Genomic DNA, 17,591 nt, shown 5'->3' on the forward strand with positions numbered 1-17,591 from the left:
AAGGGGTCACTTTGGCGCGAGGCGCCGCGAGGCCGGGGCCGTTTCGCAGCGGAGTTCCGGATCGGGGCCGGGACGGTGTGGCGTTGCGGGACGCCCGCCGGTTCAGCGGCCGGCGGTGGGTCGGGTGCCGGGCAGATGGTCGATCACACGCTGCGTCAGGCTCAGCCCGTGTTCGGTCTTGTCCCAGAAAAACGGGCGACTGACCAGTTCGAGCAGGGCCTTGTAGGCGGCGACGGTGCCCAGCGGGAAATAGAACATCAGCGTCGGCACCCAGGGAATGAGCCGGCGGTGCTGCGGGCTGGCGACGGCCACCGCGCCGATGATCAGGCCCATGCATTCGACCAGCAGGAAGAAAGACAGCATGAAGGTCTGCCCCGTGGCCCCCATCCATGATAACAGCGGATGGGGCAGCCCGAAGATCGCCATCCAGAACGACCACAGCACCGGCGCCATGATGAACTGGCTGAGCGCGCCGAGAAACAGCACCTGAAAGCCGATGAAACGCTTCCAGCCAAGGTCGCGCCAGAGCCGCGCGGGCCGGCGCATGTGAACGCGGTAGGTGGCCATGTAGCCCTTGAGCCAGCGCGATCGCTGGCGAATCCACGGCCAAAAGCGGCAGTTGGCCTCTTCCAGGGTGACGCTGTCGATCATCTCGATCCGGAAGCCGCGGCGCGCGAGGCGCATCCCCAGATCGGCATCCTCGGTCACGTTGTGGGCGTCCCAGCCGCCGATATCCTCGAGCACGTCGCGGCGGCAGAACAGGGTGGTGCCGCCCAGCGGAATCGCGAAGCCCATCCGGGACATGCCGGGCAGCAGGATGCGGAACCAGGCGGCGTATTCGATGGTGAAGCAGCGGGCCAGCCAGTTGGCGTGCGGATTGTAATAATCGAGGATGCCCTGAAGGCAGGCGACCTCGGGCGGGGCCTCGGCGAAATGCGCGGCGACAAGGCCGATCTGGTCGGGGGCGGGATTGTCCTCGGCATCATAGATGCCGACGATGTCGCCATCGGCGAAGCGCAGCCCGTAGTTCAGCGCGCGCGGCTTGGTGGTCAGGTCGCCCGGCGGCACCGTGACGATGCGCATCCAGGGCGGCAATTCGGCCTCGGACAGGGCGGCGCGGGTCTGGCTGTCCTCCGCCTCGAGCAGCAGCAGCACCTCGAGCCGGGCCTTGGGATAGTCGAGCCGCGCGAGCCGGGCGATCAGCCGCGAGGCGATGTTGCCTTCGTGAAACAGCGGCACGAGGATCGAGACCTTGGGCGGCGGGCGGACGTCGGCGCGCGGCACCGGGCGTGCGGGCGGTTTGCGCAGGCAGGCGATGCAGGCGACGACCTTCATGAAGGCCATGCAGAACAAGGTGAAGACCGCCCATGCGGCGGCCATGGCATAGAACGCCGTCGGCAACAGCACGACCAGCCCGGCCATGGCCGTGGCGATGCCCCCGATCCAGATCAGGTCGGACCGGCTGGCCACCTTGCGCATGTAGCGGCAGCTGTCCTCGGCCGGCAGGACGGTTTCGGCCAGGGTGGCGAGCCGCGCGGCATGGGCGGCGGCGATCGCGGCCTGGATATCGGCCTCGGTCGCGATGCCCATCACCACCTGCCCGAGGTCGTCGGGCAGGCTGGCCAGAAGTTCGTCGAACCGGTCGGGGCGGCAGGTGGCAAGCACCAGCGTATTGCCCAGCCGCATCCAAGGCATGACCCCGTGGCGCAGGCAGAACAGCGGGTCGAGGGCCGGAGCGCAGGTCGGATCGGGCGGCGTTTCATCGAGCGTCAGGCGGATCGCGGCCCATTGCGCCGCCTGTGCGGTCAGGATCTGCGCGGCGCTGGCAAACCCTTCGGCCAACAGCACCTGATCGAGCGGGGCGTCGCACTGTTTGCGAAGCGTCAGCGCCTGCAGCAAATCGGCCGGGCCGATGACGCCTTGCTCCACAAGGATACGGCCCAGCGGTTTCTGATAGAGACCGCTGAGGCGTGCCGTCTGCGGGCCGCGCAATTGCACATGCGGCGGTGTCATGGGACTGGACCTCCTGCTGCGAGGGCCATCATGACGAAAATTAGATTAACAAGTGGTAAACGATATCTTAACAGAGGGTTAACGGCCCCGCGTCAGGGGCCACCGGGTCAAGATCTCGCTGCCATCGCCTCGGCGAACTGCTCGAAGAGGTAGAAGCTGTCCTGCGGTCCGGGGCTTGCCTCGGGGTGGTGCTGGACCGAATAGACCTTGCGGTCGTCGGACTTCAGCGCGATGCCGCAGTTCGACCCGTCGAACAGCGATACATGGGTCTGCACCACGTGATCGGGCAGGGTGGCGGCATCGACCGCGAAGCCGTGGTTCATCGAGGTGATCTCGACCTTGCCGCTCTGCATGTCCTTCACGGGGTGGTTGGCGCCGTGGTGGCCGTGGTTCATCTTGATGGTGCGCCCGCCGAGCGCCAGCGCCAGCATCTGGTGCCCGAGGCAGATGCCGAAGATCGGCAGTTCGGTGTCGTCCAGAAGCGACTTGATCATCGGCACGGCGTATTCGCCGGTGGCGGCGGGATCGCCCGGTCCGTTAGACAGGAAGACACCGTCGGGGTTGTGGGCCAGCACCTCGTCGGCGGTGGCCGTTGCGGGCAGCACGGTGACATCGCAGCCGGCCGAGGCGAGGCAGCGCAGGATATTGCGCTTGGCGCCGTAATCCACGGCGACGACCTTGTGCTTCGGCGCCTCCTGCCGGGTGTAGCCCTCGGGCCAGGCCCAGCGCATCTCGTCCCAGCGATAGCTTTGCGCGCAGGTTACGTCCTTGGCGAGATCGAGCCCCATCAGCCCCTTGAAGGCGCGGGCCTTGGCGATCAGCGCCTCGATGTCGAAGTTGCCGTCGGGGTCATGCGCCAATGCCGCGTGGGGCGCGCCCTGCTGGCGGATGGCGCGGGTCAGCCGCCGGGTGTCGACGCCGCCGATGGCGATGCGGCCGCGTGCGGCCAGCCAATCGGAAAGCTCCTGCACCGCGCGCCAGTTCGAAGCCTCGGTCGGCATCCACTTGACCACCATGCCTTCGGCCACCGGTTCGCCGGTCTCGTCGTCATCGGGGTTGACGCCGACGTTGCCGATGTGCGGGAAGGTGAAGGTGACGATCTGGCCCGCGTAGGAGGGATCGGTCATGATTTCCTGGTAGCCGGTCATCGCGGTGTTGAAGCACAGCTCGGCCACCTGAACGCCGGTGGCGCCGAAGCCCTGACCGTAGAAAACCGTGCCGTCGGCAAGCGCAAGGCAGGCGGTGGGGTTCTGGGCGGTCATCGGACGACTCCTCGGGCTTTGGCTGGGGGCAAATCGGCGCGAACCTAAAGCGGGCGGGGGGTGGGGTCAAGAGCCGGTTTGTGACGCTTGGGAAGTGGAGTTATTGCATGTTTTCAGGGGGTTGTGCCTGATCGGGAACGGTTGCCACTCAGACGGCGTTGGATTAGGGTGGTAGGCTGTTTATCAACCCATGGGGATGGGACCAGATGAGTTTACGCGCAGAGATCAATTCCGCGCTGAAACAGGCGATGAAGGACAAGGCGGCCGACCGGCTGTCGACCCTGCGCCTGATCAGTGCGGCCATCAAGGACCGGGAAATCGCCCTCAGGGGCAGCGGCGAGGACGAGAGCCTCGGCGAGGCCGATGTGCTGGGTATTCTGGGAAAGATGGTCAAGCAACGCCGCGAAAGCGCGCGCACCTATGAAGAGGCCGGCCGGCTGGATCTGGCCGAACGCGAGATGGCCGAGATCGAGGTGATCGAGGAATTCCTGCCCAAGAAGCTGAATGACAAGGAGATCACGGCCGCGATCGACAAGGCTGTGGAGGACGTGGGCGCGTCGTCGATACGCGACATGGGCAAGGTGATGGGCACGCTCAAGACCCGCTACACGGGCCAGATGGATTTCGGGGCCGTCGGGGCGCGGGTCAAGGACAGGCTGGCGCAGCAGGGGTGAACGGGTCTCGACCGGGCGCGCCAAGAGACCAAGGGTTGCCCAATACCGACCGCGCCGGCGCTGCTACAGGTGAAATTCGCTTCTTACCGCCGTGTCGTCGGCAAGCGCGAACCGGCGCACGAAGCGCGTCTTGAAGCCGACGCGGCCGCGCCGCGCTCCGAAGTTTTCACCGTGGTTCAGCAGGTAGAGGACCTGCGGCGTCGCAAGCGGCGTCAGGCGACGACCGGCAAGCCGCGCGAGGTAGGGGAACATGCGGTGTTCGTGCTGGCTCATTTCGCGCAGGAAGTCGGTTTCCCGCAACCCATTGGCAAGGTCGAAGCGCAGCGCGGCGCAGGAGCCGCAGAGCTTCCAAAAGGGTTTGCGGAGCGGTTTGGTCAGCGTCGGCCGGCCGGCCAGCGCCAGCATGTCAGCGCCCTTGTCGAATATGTAGCCCTGCTCGACAAGGTAGCCTCCGGGCGCCTGCCGGGCCAGCATGTCGGCCACCAGCGTATCGTGCGCGATGTCGTCGGCGTCGAAGGTCATGGCATACCCGCCGCCGGTGCCGACGATGGGCAGATGATCGCAGAGCTGCGCCAGCTTGCGCCATTTGTCGTTGCCGGGGGCAGTGTCGGTGAAGGGCAGGAAGCTGATTTGCGGATGGTCGGGCAGGGCCTCGGGCCGGTCCTGTCCGCAGATCACCGTGCGCCAGCGCGTGTCGGTCTGGCGCAAGAAGGCCGCCAGGGTGGCGTTGAGGCGGGCACAGGTGCCGTCCCAGTCGCCGACGTGGTGACGGCCGACCAGCGGGATCAGGAAGACGACCTCGGACGCGGGGGCCTGCGGAGCGCAGTCCCGCAGCGCCAGCGCCGCCTTTTCCGAGGGCTGGAGCGCGGGGTCGCGCAGCAGCGGCGCGGCGCCGGAGAGCGCCGCTTGGGTCAGGCGCCGCAGGCGCGCGGGTTTCGGAGTGGCCGGAACTTGCGCCATGACGTCTAGACGCCTCGCGCCGGTAGGTGGCGGCTGAGGTCGCTGTAGAGCGCCTTGCGCTCATCCTCGGACAGGAAGGCGCCGATCTCGACCTCGCGGCCGGCGCCGGACAGGGTGACGTAGAAGGGTACCGGGCCGTCGTCCCGGTGCAGGTTGGGGCGCGCCCAATGGGCATTGCATGACCAGCTTTGCACCGTGCCCTGCGGATTGTGACGCGTCAGCGACACCTCGGCCGGGGTCAGGCGCAGGATCTCAAGCAGTTGCGCGTCGCGCCGGTTGCGGTCGAGCGCGTACCATACGCCACCCAGCGCCACAGCGATGAAGGGCAGCAGGCCCCAGAGCAACGCGGTGCCGAGCACGGCCGCCAGCGGGATTGCCGCGAAGGCGAAGGATGCAAGGAGAAAGCCGACATAGCCTTTTGCCGGCAGCGATTGGTGCGGCCAGAGTTGAAGCTCTTCGATCTGAGCGGCGGTGTGCGACCAGCGGTACGGCATACGTTGGATATAGGTATCCGCTCCGGTGGCGTCGACGGAAATTTGCAAGCGCGACCGGGGGGCGCACGCCGGTGTCAGAGTACGTCAGCCGCGATCAGCCGGGATCGGCCGGGCACAGAAGGCAGCGTCCCCGCGTCGGTGTGTCCTGATCGGTTTCGGTCGGGAATTCGATCACCGGAAAAGTGTTCATCACGAAGGCCTGCGCCGGCACGGCGGCGGTCAGGGCAACGATGGAAAATACGAGGACTATGGAAAGCTTCAGAAACATGATGCGTCCTTTCGGAAAAATGCGTGCCGGCAGTGTCTCACATTACGCTGCGTCAACTTGTGAGGTATGTCACACGGGGGGGGCGCTAATTTGTGTCAGTTGGCCTGTTCCGGGGGCCTGAAACATGCCCATCGGAAAGCAAAAGGCCCGCGCGATGCGCGGGCCTTTCGGTGGTTTCGGCATGAGCCGGATCAGTGCGCCGGGTGCTTGTCCCAGTCTTCCTGCTTGGGCAGGATTTCGAAGGTGTGCTCCGGCGGCGGGCTGGGCAGGGTCCATTCCAGCGTGTCCGCGTACTCGTTCCAGTAGTTGTTGCGGGTCTCTTTCGCGCCTTTCAGCAGGGCGTGCGCAACGATGTAGAAGAACAGCAGGAACGAGGCGAAGGAGATGAACGCGCCGATCGACGACCACCAGTTCCACAGGGCGAAGGCCTCGGGGTAGTCGATGTAGCGGCGCGGCATGCCCTGACGGCCCAGGAAGTGCTGCGGGAAGAAGGTCAGGTTGGCACCGATGAAGAACATCCAGAAGTGCACCTGTGCCAGCGTTTCGTTGTACTGGCGGCCCGACATCTTGGCGAAGTAGAAGTAGACCCCTGCGAAGATGCAGAACACCGCGCCCAAGCTCATCACGTAGTGGAAGTGCGCCACGACGTAGTAGGTGTCGTGATAGGCCCGGTCCACGGCCGCCTGGCTGAGCACGATGCCAGTCACGCCGCCCACGGTGAACAGGAACAGGAAGCCCATGGCGAAGAGCATCGGCGCCTTGAACTCGATCGAGCCGCCCCACATCGTCGCGATCCACGAGAAGATCTTAACCCCGGTGGGCACCGCGATGACCATGGTGGCCATCATGAAGTAGCTCTGCTGGGTCAGCGACATGCCGACGGTGTACATGTGGTGCGCCCACACGACGAAGCCCAGCGCGCCGATGGCGATGATCGCCCAGACCATCGGCAGGTAGCCGAAGACCGGTTTGCGCGAGAAGGTGGCGATCACGTGAGAGATGATGCCGAAGCCCGGCAGGATCACGATGTAGACTTCCGGGTGGCCGAAGAACCACAGGATGTGCTGGTAGAGGATCGGGTCACCGCCGCCCGAGGGATCGAAGAAGGTGGTGCCGAAGTTGCGGTCGGTCAGCAGCATGGTGATCGCGCCGGCGAGCACCGGCAGCGCCAGCAGGATCAGCCAGGCGGTGACGAAGATCGCCCAGGAGAACAGCGGCACCTTGAAGAGCGTCATGCCGGGGGCACGCATGTTCAGGAAGGTGGTGATCATGTTGATCGCGCCGAGGATCGACGAGGCGCCCGAGACGTGCACCGCGAAGATGGCCAGGTCCATGGACAGCCCGCCTTCGCTGGTCGACAGCGGCGGATAGAGCACCCAGCCCACGCCCGAGCCGAGCTGATCGTTGCCGCCGGGCGACAGGACCGAGCAGACCGCCAGCGTGGTGCCCGCGACATACAGCCAGAACGACAGGTTGTTCATCCGCGGGAACGCCATGTCCGGCGCGCCGATCTGCAGCGGCATGAAGTAGTTGCCGAAACCGCCGAAGAGGGCGGGAATGACCACGAAGAACATCATCAGGATGCCGTGGCCGGTGATCAGCACGTTCCACAGGTGGCCGTTGGGGGTACATTCGCCAGGAGCGGCGGCAATCAGGCGCGCGCCTTCCATGCACATGTACTGAACGCCGGGCTCCATGAGCTCCAGTCGCATGTAGACGGTGAAGGCCACCGAAATGAAGCCCGCCAGCGCAGAGACGACGAGATAGAGTATCCCGATGTCCTTGTGGTTGGTGGACATGAACCAGCGGGTGAAGAAGCCGCGCTGATCTTCATGTTCGTGGCCGTGGATGGCGGCGTCAGCCATGTCGTGCCTCCTGCTAGACAACTTGAAAAGGCACGGACGCAAGCGCACCGTGCATCTGGAATCTTCAACGGGTTCTAAGATGTGGCGCGAAGATGGGCAACGGCTCAGTTCCCTGCGGATCGAGAAAAAATGTCGCGGCAGGGGGCGGCGCCGGGGGTATGGCGTGCATCAACCGAAAATTGCATCGCGCGTCGGTTGCCGTATTGCAGAGCGCGCGAGCGCCACGTAACCTAGGGTCAATGGTGTTGCCGAATGTATTGAGGCATTGCTTCAGGTTTAGATGTCAAATCATTGGAATGCTGTCATTATTGCTTAAGATGGGGGTGTGTCGCGTTGGCGTCCCGATTGTTTAAATGTTCCAGCTGCTCACATAGACTGCGATTTGGTGCCGCGCATTGCGGCAAGTGTTACGCGCCGACCGGCCTGCGGAACCGGCGCTTACCCTACGTGCTGGCGGTGGTGCTGGTGCCGGTGATCGCGCTGGCGCTGGTGCTGCCTTAGGTCGCGGGGGGCGGCGCTGCGAAGATGTCGTCGAAGCGGCGGCGCAGGGCGACGTCGAGATCGGCCATCGTCACCGGCAGGCCGAGGTCGACGAGGCTGGTGACGCCATGTTCGGTGATGCCGCAGGGGACGATGCCGGAAAAGTGGCTCAGGTCGGGCTCGACGTTGATCGACACCCCGTGGAAGCTGACCCACTTGCGCAGGCGGATGCCGATGGCGGCGATCTTGTCCTCGGGTGGCTGCCCGGTGGCGGTGAGCGGCTTGTCACGACGCTGCACCCAGACGCCGACGCGGCCTTCGCGGATTTCGCCGGTGACGTTGAATTCCTCCAGCGTGGCGATCACCCATGCCTCGAGCATCTGCACGAAGCGCCGGACGTCGCGGCCACGTCGGCCCACGTCCAGCATCACATAGGCGACGCGCTGGCCCGGGCCGTGGTAGGTATACTGCCCGCCGCGTTTGCTGGTGTAGACCGGAAAACGGTCCGGATCGGTCAGGTCCTCGCGCCGTGCCGAGGTGCCGGCGGTATAGAGCGGAGGGTGTTCCACCAGCCAGACGGCCTCGTCCGCGCGTCCTTCGGCGATGGCCGCGGCACGGTCCTCCATGAAGCGCACGGCCGCGTCGTAATCTGTGAGACCGTCGGATGTGATCCATTCCACCATGTGGGTGGCAATACACCGGCGCGGCGGATTGGGGAACCGGGAAAGCGCCGGAACGGGGGCGGGGCGCGGGGTGTTTGCGGGTCGCGAAATATTCCGCGTAAAGGCCGGATTTTCCTCTTGGCAAGCCTCGGGAGACGGGCTAAACCCCGCCCACCAATTCGAAGTGTGCGGTCGTGGCGGAATTGGTAGACGCGCAGCGTTGAGGTCGCTGTGGGGTAACTCCCGTGGAAGTTCGAGTCTTCTCGACCGCACCAATTTCCCGAAAATTCGGAGCGATGCCCGGTGTGCCACCGGGGCAGACTGCGGGTCGGGTTGCCATGATTTCATTTACATTGCCGGTTCATAGCGGATAGCGGCCTGCCCTTGGGGCGGGCTGGGTCATGTCCGTTCAAAGCCACGGGCTGAAATTTTGAGGTTAAAACTTTAAGCTTGAAGTTAATTGACTGCGGCAGTAGGGTTCCTCTCGAAAGCAGTCCTTTGGGAGGAGGAGGCGGCAATGAAGGTGGTTTGCCTGGGCGGAGGTCCGGCCGGTCTGTATTTCGCGATCAGCATGAAGCTGCGCGATGCCTCGCACGAGGTGACCGTGATCGAGCGCAACAAGGCCAATGACACCTTCGGTTGGGGTGTGGTGCTGTCGGACGACGCGTTGGGACGGATGGCCGGCAACGACCCCAAGAGCACCGCCGCGATCCGCGATCATTTTGCTTACTGGGATGATATCGCGGTCGAGCATGATGGCGTCCGTACGGTTTCGGGCGGTCATGGGTTCGCGGGAATCGGTCGCAAGCAGATGCTGATCCTGTTGCAGGAGCGGGCACGCGAGCTGGGTATCGACCTGCGCTTCGAGACCGAGTTCAGGGCCGCCGAAGAGTATCGCAAGGAATTCGATCTCGTGGTGGCCTCGGACGGGATCAATTCGGCGGTGCGGCGGGAATACGAGGACGTGTTCAAACCCGACATCGACACCCGGCTGTGCAAGTTCGTCTGGCTGGGGACGCACCAGAAGTTCGACGATGCCTTCACCTTCATCTTCGAAAAGACCGAGCACGGCTGGGTCTGGGCGCATGTCTACCAGTTCGACGACAACACCGCGACTTTCATCGTGGAATGCCTGCAGCCGACCTGGGAGGCCTGGGGCTTTGCCGAGATGAGCAAGGAAGAGACGGTCGAGACCTGCCGGCGCATCTTCAAACGGCATCTGGGCGGGCACGATCTGATGTCGAACGCGGCGCACCTGAGGGGCGCGGCGGTGTGGATGAACTTCCCACGGGTGATCTGCGAGACCTGGTATCACGCGAACGTGGTGCTGATGGGCGATGCGGCGGCGACGGGGCACTTTTCGATTGGGTCAGGGACGCGGCTGGCGTTCGACAGTGCGATCGCGCTGGCCGATTACCTGCATTCGGAGCCGACGCTGGAGCAGGCCTTCGCGCGGTATCAGGAAGAACGGCGGGTCGAGGTGCTGCGGCTGCAATCGGCGGCACGCAATTCGCTGGAGTGGTTCGAGGAGGTCGAGCGCTATCTGGACCAGGAGCCGGTGCAGTTTGCCTACAACCTGCTGACCCGGTCGCAGCGGATCAGCCATGAAAACCTGCGGCTGCGCGATCCCGAGTGGCTGGAAAGTGCCGAGCGCTGGTTCCAGACCCGTGCCGGGGTGGCCGAGGACGCGCCGGTGCGCGCGCCGATGTTCGCGCCTTACCGTTTGGGGCAGATGGAATTGAAGAACCGCATCGTGGTGTCGCCAATGGCGCAGTACAAGGCCGAGGACGGCTGCCCGACGGACTGGCACCTGGTGCACCTGGGCGAGCGGGCCAAGGGCGGCGCCGGGCTGGTCTATACCGAAATGACTTGCGTCAGTGCCGAGGGGCGAATCTCGCCCGGCTGTCCGGGGCTCTATGCGCCCGAGCACGAGGCGGCGTGGCGGCGGATCGTCGATTTCGTACATGGCGAAACCGACGCGAAGATCTGTTGTCAGATCGGGCATTCCGGCCGGAAGGGCTCGACCCAGCTGGGCTGGGAGGAGATGGACGCGCCGCTGAAGGATGGCAACTGGGAGGTGATGTCGGCCTCGGCGATCCCGTGGTCGGATCGCAACCCCACGCCGCGCGCGATGACCCGCGAGGATATGGATGAAGTCCGGGATCAGTTCGTCGCTTCGGTGGAGATGGCGGCGCAGGCGGGGTTCGACATGATCGAGCTGCACGCGGCGCACGGCTACCTGATTTCGTCGTTCATCTCGCCCATGTCGAATGTCCGGGACGATGAATACGGCGGCAGCCTTGAGAACCGGATGCGCTGGCCGTTGGAGGTGTTCCGGGCGATGCGCGCGGCCTGGACCGCCGGTCAGCCGATGTCGGTGCGGATCAGCGCGCATGACTGGGTGGGCGAGGATGGCGTGACGCCGGACGAGGCGGTCGAGATCGCGCGGATGTTCCGCGACGCGGGAGCCGATATCATCGACGTCTCGGCGGGGCAGACCTCGGTCGAGGCAAAGCCGGTCTACGGGCGGATGTTCCAGACGCCGTTTTCCAACCGCATCCGCAATGAGCTGGACACGCCGACGATGGCGGTGGGCAATGTCTTCGAGACCGATCACGTGAATTCGATCCTGCTGGCGGGGCGGGCGGATCTGGTGTGCCTCGCAAGGCCGCATCTGGCCGATCCCTATTGGACGCTGCACGCCGGGGTGGAGCTTGGCGACCATCGGGTAAAGTGGCCCGATCCCTATCTGCCGGGGCGGGATCAGGCCTATCGCCTGCGCGAGAAGCAGCAGGAGGCGATCCGGGTATGAGTGTCGCGGGGCGCAGTGTTCTGATCACCGGCGGCGGCTCTGGCGTGGGCGCGGCGCTGGCGCTGGGTTTTGCCGAGGCAGGTGCCTCGGTGGTGGTCTCGGGGCGGCGGGCGGAGCCTCTGGAGGTGCTGGCGGCACGGTCCGGGAACATCCTCGCCGTGACGGCGGACGTGACGGACGAGGGCGCGGTGGAGGCCATGTTCGCGGAGGCGGGACCGGTCGATATCGTGATCGCCAATGCCGGGGCATCGGAAAGCGCGCCGCTTGGCAAGACCTCCCTGGACGCATGGGATCGGATGATCGCGGTCAACCTGACCGGGGCCTTCCTGACGCTGCGCGCGGGGCTGCGGCAGATGCAGGGTTGGGGGCGGCTGATAAGCGTCGCGTCGACGGCGGGGCTGAAGGGTTACGGCTATGTCGCGGCTTACACCGCGGCCAAGCATGGCGTTGTCGGGCTGACGCGGGCGATCGCGCAGGAGGTGGCGACGAAGGACATCACCGCCAATGCGCTCTGCCCGGGGTTTCTGGATACCGAGATGACCGAGCGGTCGGTGGCCAATATCGTCGAGAAGACCGGGATGAGCGAAGACAAGGCGCTGGCGTCTCTGACGCGGCACAACCCGCAGAAGCGGCTGATCCGGCCGGACGAAGTGGTGGCCGCCGCACTCTGGCTGTGCGGACCGGGATCGGACGGGATCAACGGGCAGGCCATCGCCATTGCCGGGGGCGAGGTGTGATGGAGGACGCGCCGCTCAGCCTGCGCCGGTTGCGGACCTGGCTGCGTCTTCTGCGGCTGACCCGCAACGCCGAGAACCAGCTGCGCGAGTTTCTGCGGGTGACCTATGACACCACGCTGCCGCGCTTCGACGTGGCCGCCGCGCTCTATCGTCACGACCGGCCGATGAAGATGAGCGAGCTGAGCCAGATGCTGCTGGTGTCGAACGGCAATGTCACCAACGTGGTCGATCGGCTGGAGCGCGAGGGCAAGGCCGGCCGGGTGGCGCAGGAGACCGACAAGCGGGTGGTGCTGGTGGAGCTGACGCCGGAGGGGCGCGCGTGGTTTCAGGAGATCGCCGCCGCGCATGAGCGCGAGGTGAACCGGATTTTCGCGGGCCTCGGGCATGACGAGCTGACCCAATTGCGCGACCTGATCAGAATAGCCGAAAGGACCGGCAATGACATTGATGGCTGACCTGAGCCCGACGCACTTCAAGTGGGCCTGCGCGGACGGCGTGGCGACGATCCGGCTGGACCGGCCCGACCGCAAGAACCCGCTGACCTTCGACAGCTATGCCGAGCTGCGCGACACCTTTCGCGCGCTGGCCTATGCCGAGGATGTGGACGTGGTGGTCTTTGCCTCGAATGGCGGCAATTTCTGCTCGGGCGGGGACGTGCACGACATCATCGGCCCGCTGGTCGACATGGACATGAAGCAGTTGCTGGCCTTCACCCGGATGACCGGCGATCTGGTCAAGGCGATGATCGGCTGCGGAAAGCCGATCGTGGCGGCGGTGGACGGCGTCTGCGTCGGCGCAGGCGCGATCATCGCCATGGCCTCGGACCTGCGGCTGGCAACGCCTGACGCGAAATGCGCGTTCCTCTTTACCCGGGTCGGGCTGGCGGGCTGCGACATGGGGGCCTGCGCAATGCTGCCCCGGATTATCGGGCAGGGGCGGGCGGCCGAACTGCTCTACACCGGCCGGGCTATGAATGCCGAGGAGGGCGCGGCCTGGGGCTTCTGGAATGCGCTGCATCCGGCGGACAGGCTGGAGGCGGATGCGCAGAAGCTGGCGGGGCGGCTGGCCGCGGGACCGGTGTTTGCCCACGGGATCACCAAGACCCAGCTGAACCAGGAATGGAACATGGGGCTGGAGCAGGCGATCGAGGCGGAGGCGCAGGCGCAGGCGATCTGCATGCAGACGCGCGACTTCGAACGCGCCTACCGGGCCTTCGTGGCCAAGGAAAAACCGGTGTTCGAGGGCGACTGATGGCGGACCGCAGCTTTCTTGACTGGCCGTTCTTCGCGCCGCACCACAGGGCCTTGTCCGAGGCGCTGGAGGCATGGGCGGCGGACCTGTCGGTCGATCATGGCGATACCGATGCGGCGTGTCGTCGGTTGGTTCTGGACCTCGGAGAGACAGGGTTTCTGGAGCATTCGGCGGTGGACCCGGACGGCGCAGCGGGGCTGGACGTGCGCAGCCTTTGCCTGATCCGCGAGACATTGGCGCGGCACGACGGGCTGGCGGATTTTGCCTTTGCCATGCAGGGGCTGGGGACAGGGGCGATTTCGCTGTTCGGGACCGAGGCGCAAAAGCGGGAATGGCTGCCTTTGACACGGGCGGGCAGAGCGATCTCGGCCTTTGCGCTGACCGAGCCGCAGTCGGGGTCGGACGTGGCCAATTCCACCATGACCGCGGTGCGGGACGGTGACGATTACGTGCTGAACGGCGAGAAGACGTGGATTTCCAACGGCGGGATCGCGGACGTCTACACGCTGTTTGCCCGCACCAGAGAGGCGCCGGGCGCGAAGGGATTGTCGGCTTTCATCGTACCGGCGGGTGTGGCCGGGCTGGACGTTGTGGAGCGGTTGGAGACCATCGCGCCACATCCGCTGGCGCGGCTCAGGTTCACCGACTGCCGCATTCCGGCCAGCACCATGCTGGGCGCGCCGGGGCAGGGGTTCCGGATCGCCATGTCGGTGCTGGATGTGTTCCGCTCGACCGTGGCGGCGGCGGCGCTGGGGTTCGCGCGGCGGGCGCTGGACGAGGCGCTGGACCGGGTGTCGGCGCGGCACGTGCAGGGGGCGCCGCTGTTCGATCTGCAGATGGTGCAGGGGCATATCGCTGACATGGCGCTCGACGTGGATGCGGCGGCGCTGCTGGTCTACCGGGCGGCCTGGACCAAGGATTCCGGCGCGCCGCGCGTGACGCGCGAGGCGGCGATGGCCAAGCTTTTCGCCACCGAGCAGGCGCAGAAGGTAATCGACCGGGCGGTGCAGTTGCACGGCGGCGACGGCGTGAAATCAGACGAGGTGGTCGAGAGACTCTATCGCGAAATCAGGGCCTTGCGCATCTATGAGGGCGCGTCAGACGTCCAGCGGGTGGTGATCGCCCGGCAGGCCCTGGGCCAACATCTGGGAGGATGAGGAAGATGCTGGGTCCGACAGCGCATGTTGACAGTTTCACCCGCGACGGGCTGCCGCCGGCGGAAGAGTGGCCGGAGTTCCTGCTCGACGGGTTCGACTATCCCGAGTACCTGAACGCGGCGGTCGAGTTGACCGATGCGCAGGTCGACCGGGGCTTTGGCGACAATACCGCGCTGATCGGCAATGGCCGCAACCGCACCTACAAGGAGCTGTCGGACTGGACCAACCGGCTGGCGCATGCGCTGGTCGAGGATCTCGGTGTGCAGCCGGGCAACCGGGTGCTGATCCGTTCGGCCAACAACCCGGCGATGGTGGCCTGCTGGCTGGCGGTGACCAAGGCGGGCGGCGTGGCGGTCAACACCATGCCGATGCTGCGCGCCGAGGAACTGGGCAAGATCGTCGACAAGGCCGAGATCAGCCATGCGCTCTGCGACACCCGGCTGATGGACGAGATGGCCGCCTGCGCGAAGACCAGCGGGTTTCTGAAGACGGTGGTGGGCTTCGACGGCACGTCGAACCACGACGCCGAACTGGACCGGCTGGCGTTGCAGAAAGCGGTTCATTTCGACGCGGTGCAGACCGGGCGCGATGACGTGGCGCTTTTGGGGTTCACCTCCGGCACCACGGGCGAGCCCAAAGCCACGATGCATTTTCACCGCGACCTGCTGATCATCGCGGACGGTTACGCCAAAGAGGTTCTGGGGGTCACTCCGGAGGATGTCTTCGTGGGGTCCCCGCCCTTGGCGTTCACCTTCGGGCTGGGTGGGCTGGCGGTGTTTCCGCTGCGCTTCGGCGCGACGGCGACCTTGCTCGAAACCGCCTCGCCGCCCAACATGATCGAGATAATCGAACAGTATAAGGCCACGGTCTGCTTTACCGCGCCCACCGCGTATCGCGTGATGCTGCGCGCGATGGACGAGGGCGCGGACCTGTCGAGCCTGCGCGCGGCGGTTTCGGCCGGGGAGACCCTGCCGGCACCGGTCTATGACGAGTGGCAGGCCAAGACCGGCAAGCCGATGCTGGACGGAATCGGGGCGACGGAGCTCTTGCACATCTTCATTTCCAACCGGTTCGACGATCATCGCCCGGCCTGCACCGGCAAGCCCGTGCGCGGATACGAGGCCAAGGTGGTGGACGCGGCAGGCAATGAGGTGCCCGACGGCACTGTCGGTCGGCTGGCGGTGCGTGGGCCGACCGGGTGCCGTTACCTGCGCGATGACCGGCAGAGGGGCTACGTGCAGGGTGGCTGGAACATCACCGGCGACAGTTTCATGCGCGACGAGACCGGCTACTTCCACTTCACCGCGCGCAACGACGACATGATCATCTCGGCTGGCTACAACATCGCTGGGCCCGAGGTCGAGGCGGCGCTGCTGTCGCACGAGGCGGTGGCGGAATGCGCGGTCGTCGGCGCGCCGGACGAAGAGCGTGGCTGCATCGTCGAGGCGCATGTAGTGCTGGCGGAGGGCCATGCGGCGTCGGACGAGATGTGCCGGGCCTTGCAGGAGCATGTGAAGGCCGCCATCGCACCCTACAAGTACCCGCGATCCATACGGTTTCGGACGTCGCTGCCGAAGACGGCCACGGGCAAGATCCAGCGTTTCGTGTTGCGTGAGGGGGCTGGTTAACCTCTAAAGAGCAGGGGCGGCGCCTTCGACCTGCCGCCCGGGATGCACGCTGACGGGCCGAATGGCCGGAGCGTGCAGCAACGATAATCGCCCGGTGTCGAAGGGATCGGGCGGGCCTTGCCGGGTGGTTTCCCTAGGCGGGGTCAGACAACAGGAGAGAACAATGAAGATGAAACACATTGCACTGGCAGCCTGCACCGCGCTCTGCGCCGCGGGCGTTCAGGCCGAAGGCGTAAAGGTCGGCATGATCACCACGCTGTCGGGCGGCGGCGCGGGGCTTGGCATCGACGTCCGCGACGGCTTCATGCTGGCGGTCGAAGAGGCCGGGCGCGACGATCTGGAAGTCGTGATCGAGGACGATCAGCGCAAGCCCGACGTGGCGGTGCAGCTGGCCGACAAGATGATCCAGTCCGAGAAGGTCGATGTGCTGACCGGCATTATCTGGTCCAACCTCGCCATGGCGGTGGTGCCGGGCGCGGTGGCGCAGGGCAAGTTCTACCTGTCGCCCAACGCCGGGCCGTCGGCGCTGGCCGGCAAGGGCTGTGACAAGAACTATTTCAACGTGGCATGGCAGAACGACAACCTGCACGAGGCGGCGGGTGCCTATGCGAACTCGGAGGGCTATGCCAACAGCTTCATCCTCGCGCCCAACTATCCGGCGGGCAAGGACGCGCTGACCGGCTACAAGCGCTTCTACGAGGGCGAATTGGCGGGCGAGCTGTACACCAAGCTGGGCCAGACCGACTATGCCAGCGAGATCGCGCAGATCCGGGCCTCGGGGGCGGACAGCGTGTTCTTCTTCCTGCCGGGCGGCATGGGGATTTCGTTCCTCAAGCAATATGCCGACAGCGGTGTCGATCTGCCCGTAGTGGGACCGGCATTCAGCTTCGATCAGGGCATTCTGCAAGCGGTGGGCGACGCAGCACTCGGCGTGAAGAACACCAGCCAGTGGAGCAAGGATCTCGACAATGCGGCCAACAAGGCCTTTGTCGAGAACTTCCAGGCCAAGTACGACCGGCTGCCGTCGCTCTATGCCTCGCAGGGGTATGACACCGCGCGGCTGCTGATCTCGGCCATGGAGGCGGCGGACATCAGTGACCAGGACGCGTTCCGCGCGGCGCTGAAAGAGGCCAACTTCGAGTCCACCCGCGGCGATTTCTCCTTCGGTCCGAACCATCACCCGATTCAGGACATTCATGTCCGCGAGGTGATCAAGGAGGGTGACGTCTACACCAACCGTCTGGTGGCCGTGGGTCTTGAAGACCACGCCGACGCCTATGCGGCCGAGTGCAAGATGTAAGCGCAACCGGGCCCGCCCCGTGCGGGGC

General features: G+C 65.6%; 15 protein-coding genes and 1 tRNA gene. 9 read left to right on the forward strand and 7 right to left on the reverse strand.

Going from position 1 to position 17,591, the window contains the following annotated elements; all coding sequences use genetic code 11:
* Positions 1-102: 102 nt before the first annotated feature.
* Together AC04PT_RS01160 and carA are read right to left on the reverse strand one after the other, a co-directional pair.
* A complete protein-coding gene (locus AC04PT_RS01160) occupies positions 103-2,013 on the reverse strand; it encodes a glycosyltransferase (protein ID WP_482871653.1) in 1,911 nt (636 codons plus the stop codon).
* Positions 2,014-2,120: 107 nt separating this feature from the next.
* Positions 2,121-3,275: a glutamine-hydrolyzing carbamoyl-phosphate synthase small subunit gene (gene carA / locus AC04PT_RS01165; RefSeq protein WP_482871654.1), complete on the reverse strand. Its 1,155-nt coding sequence runs from the start codon at positions 3,273-3,275 to the stop codon at positions 2,121-2,123.
* Positions 3,276-3,481: 206 nt separating this feature from the next.
* Between carA and AC04PT_RS01170 the strand changes: the two genes are divergently transcribed.
* Positions 3,482-3,949, forward strand: a complete 468-nt coding sequence (locus AC04PT_RS01170; protein WP_482871655.1) for a GatB/YqeY domain-containing protein — start codon at positions 3,482-3,484, stop codon at positions 3,947-3,949.
* A 63-nt stretch (positions 3,950-4,012) separates the two neighbouring features.
* Here AC04PT_RS01170 and AC04PT_RS01175 read toward each other — a convergent pair whose 3' ends face one another.
* The 5 genes from AC04PT_RS01175 to lipB form a co-directional block, all read right to left on the reverse strand.
* A complete protein-coding gene (locus AC04PT_RS01175) occupies positions 4,013-4,909 on the reverse strand; it encodes a hypothetical protein (RefSeq protein ID WP_482871656.1) in 897 nt (298 codons plus the stop codon).
* Between the two features lie 5 nt (positions 4,910-4,914).
* On the reverse strand, positions 4,915-5,451 hold the full coding sequence (locus AC04PT_RS01180) for a DUF2244 domain-containing protein (protein WP_482871657.1): 537 nt from the start codon (positions 5,449-5,451) through the stop codon (positions 4,915-4,917).
* 46 nt (positions 5,452-5,497) lie between these two features.
* On the reverse strand, positions 5,498-5,671 hold the full coding sequence (locus AC04PT_RS01185; protein ID WP_482871658.1) for a hypothetical protein: 174 nt from the start codon (positions 5,669-5,671) through the stop codon (positions 5,498-5,500).
* Positions 5,672-5,862: 191 nt separating this feature from the next.
* Complete coding sequence (gene ctaD / locus AC04PT_RS01190) at positions 5,863-7,536, reverse strand: cytochrome c oxidase subunit I (RefSeq protein WP_482871659.1); 1,674 nt, start codon at positions 7,534-7,536, stop codon at positions 5,863-5,865.
* 497 nt (positions 7,537-8,033) lie between these two features.
* Positions 8,034-8,699, reverse strand: coding sequence for a lipoyl(octanoyl) transferase LipB (gene lipB / locus AC04PT_RS01195; protein ID WP_482871660.1), 666 nt, complete (start codon positions 8,697-8,699; stop codon positions 8,034-8,036).
* A gap of 167 nt (positions 8,700-8,866) precedes the next feature.
* Between lipB and AC04PT_RS01200 the strand changes: the two genes are divergently transcribed.
* The 8 genes from AC04PT_RS01200 (at position 8,867) to AC04PT_RS01235 (ending at position 17,563) form a co-directional block, all read left to right on the forward strand.
* Positions 8,867-8,953 (forward strand) — tRNA-Leu (locus tag AC04PT_RS01200).
* Between the two features lie 242 nt (positions 8,954-9,195).
* A complete protein-coding gene (locus AC04PT_RS01205) occupies positions 9,196-11,490 on the forward strand; it encodes a bifunctional salicylyl-CoA 5-hydroxylase/oxidoreductase (protein WP_482871661.1) in 2,295 nt (764 codons plus the stop codon).
* Positions 11,487-12,227, forward strand: a complete 741-nt coding sequence (locus AC04PT_RS01210; RefSeq protein ID WP_482871662.1) for an SDR family NAD(P)-dependent oxidoreductase — start codon at positions 11,487-11,489, stop codon at positions 12,225-12,227. The genes AC04PT_RS01205 and AC04PT_RS01210 overlap by 4 nt, the downstream gene beginning before the upstream one ends.
* Positions 12,227-12,682 (forward strand): MarR family winged helix-turn-helix transcriptional regulator, encoded by a 456-nt coding sequence (locus AC04PT_RS01215; protein ID WP_482871663.1) that lies wholly within the window; start codon positions 12,227-12,229, stop codon positions 12,680-12,682. Before AC04PT_RS01210 ends, AC04PT_RS01215 begins: the two co-directional genes overlap by 1 nt.
* Positions 12,666-13,478 carry an enoyl-CoA hydratase family protein gene (locus AC04PT_RS01220; protein ID WP_482871664.1) on the forward strand — a complete coding sequence of 271 codons (813 nt, stop codon included), beginning with the start codon at positions 12,666-12,668 and terminating at the stop codon, positions 13,476-13,478. The genes AC04PT_RS01215 and AC04PT_RS01220 overlap by 17 nt, the downstream gene beginning before the upstream one ends.
* Positions 13,478-14,635, forward strand: coding sequence for an acyl-CoA dehydrogenase family protein (locus AC04PT_RS01225; protein ID WP_482871665.1), 1,158 nt, complete (start codon positions 13,478-13,480; stop codon positions 14,633-14,635). The genes AC04PT_RS01220 and AC04PT_RS01225 overlap by 1 nt, the downstream gene beginning before the upstream one ends.
* Before the next feature lie 5 nt (positions 14,636-14,640).
* Positions 14,641-16,263: an AMP-binding protein gene (locus AC04PT_RS01230; protein ID WP_482871666.1), complete on the forward strand. Its 1,623-nt coding sequence runs from the start codon at positions 14,641-14,643 to the stop codon at positions 16,261-16,263.
* Between the two features lie 163 nt (positions 16,264-16,426).
* On the forward strand, positions 16,427-17,563 hold the full coding sequence (locus tag AC04PT_RS01235) for an ABC transporter substrate-binding protein (protein WP_482871668.1): 1,137 nt from the start codon (positions 16,427-16,429) through the stop codon (positions 17,561-17,563).
* The last annotated feature ends 28 nt before the right edge of the window (positions 17,564-17,591 follow it).

The sequence above is a fragment of the Litorisediminivivens sp. KMU-197 genome (genome assembly GCF_056858395.1).

What these genes read in the sequence shown, in the direction of transcription:
- AC04PT_RS01160 (WP_482871653.1), bottom strand. Translation starts at nt 2,013, where the DNA reads ATGACACCGCCGCATGTGCAATTGCGCGGCCCGCAGACGGCACGCCTC.
- carA (WP_482871654.1), bottom strand. Translation starts at nt 3,275, where the DNA reads ATGACCGCCCAGAACCCCACCGCCTGCCTTGCGCTTGCCGACGGCACG.
- AC04PT_RS01170 (WP_482871655.1), top strand. Translation starts at nt 3,482, where the DNA reads ATGAGTTTACGCGCAGAGATCAATTCCGCGCTGAAACAGGCGATGAAG.
- AC04PT_RS01175 (WP_482871656.1), bottom strand. Translation starts at nt 4,909, where the DNA reads ATGGCGCAAGTTCCGGCCACTCCGAAACCCGCGCGCCTGCGGCGCCTG.
- AC04PT_RS01185 (WP_482871658.1), bottom strand. Translation starts at nt 5,671, where the DNA reads ATGTTTCTGAAGCTTTCCATAGTCCTCGTATTTTCCATCGTTGCCCTG.
- ctaD (WP_482871659.1), bottom strand. Translation starts at nt 7,536, where the DNA reads ATGGCTGACGCCGCCATCCACGGCCACGAACATGAAGATCAGCGCGGC.
- lipB (WP_482871660.1), bottom strand. Translation starts at nt 8,699, where the DNA reads ATGGTGGAATGGATCACATCCGACGGTCTCACAGATTACGACGCGGCC.
- AC04PT_RS01205 (WP_482871661.1), top strand. Translation starts at nt 9,196, where the DNA reads ATGAAGGTGGTTTGCCTGGGCGGAGGTCCGGCCGGTCTGTATTTCGCG.
- AC04PT_RS01210 (WP_482871662.1), top strand. Translation starts at nt 11,487, where the DNA reads ATGAGTGTCGCGGGGCGCAGTGTTCTGATCACCGGCGGCGGCTCTGGC.
- AC04PT_RS01215 (WP_482871663.1), top strand. Translation starts at nt 12,227, where the DNA reads ATGGAGGACGCGCCGCTCAGCCTGCGCCGGTTGCGGACCTGGCTGCGT.
- AC04PT_RS01220 (WP_482871664.1), top strand. Translation starts at nt 12,666, where the DNA reads ATGACATTGATGGCTGACCTGAGCCCGACGCACTTCAAGTGGGCCTGC.
- AC04PT_RS01225 (WP_482871665.1), top strand. Translation starts at nt 13,478, where the DNA reads ATGGCGGACCGCAGCTTTCTTGACTGGCCGTTCTTCGCGCCGCACCAC.
- AC04PT_RS01230 (WP_482871666.1), top strand. Translation starts at nt 14,641, where the DNA reads ATGCTGGGTCCGACAGCGCATGTTGACAGTTTCACCCGCGACGGGCTG.
- AC04PT_RS01235 (WP_482871668.1), top strand. Translation starts at nt 16,427, where the DNA reads ATGAAGATGAAACACATTGCACTGGCAGCCTGCACCGCGCTCTGCGCC.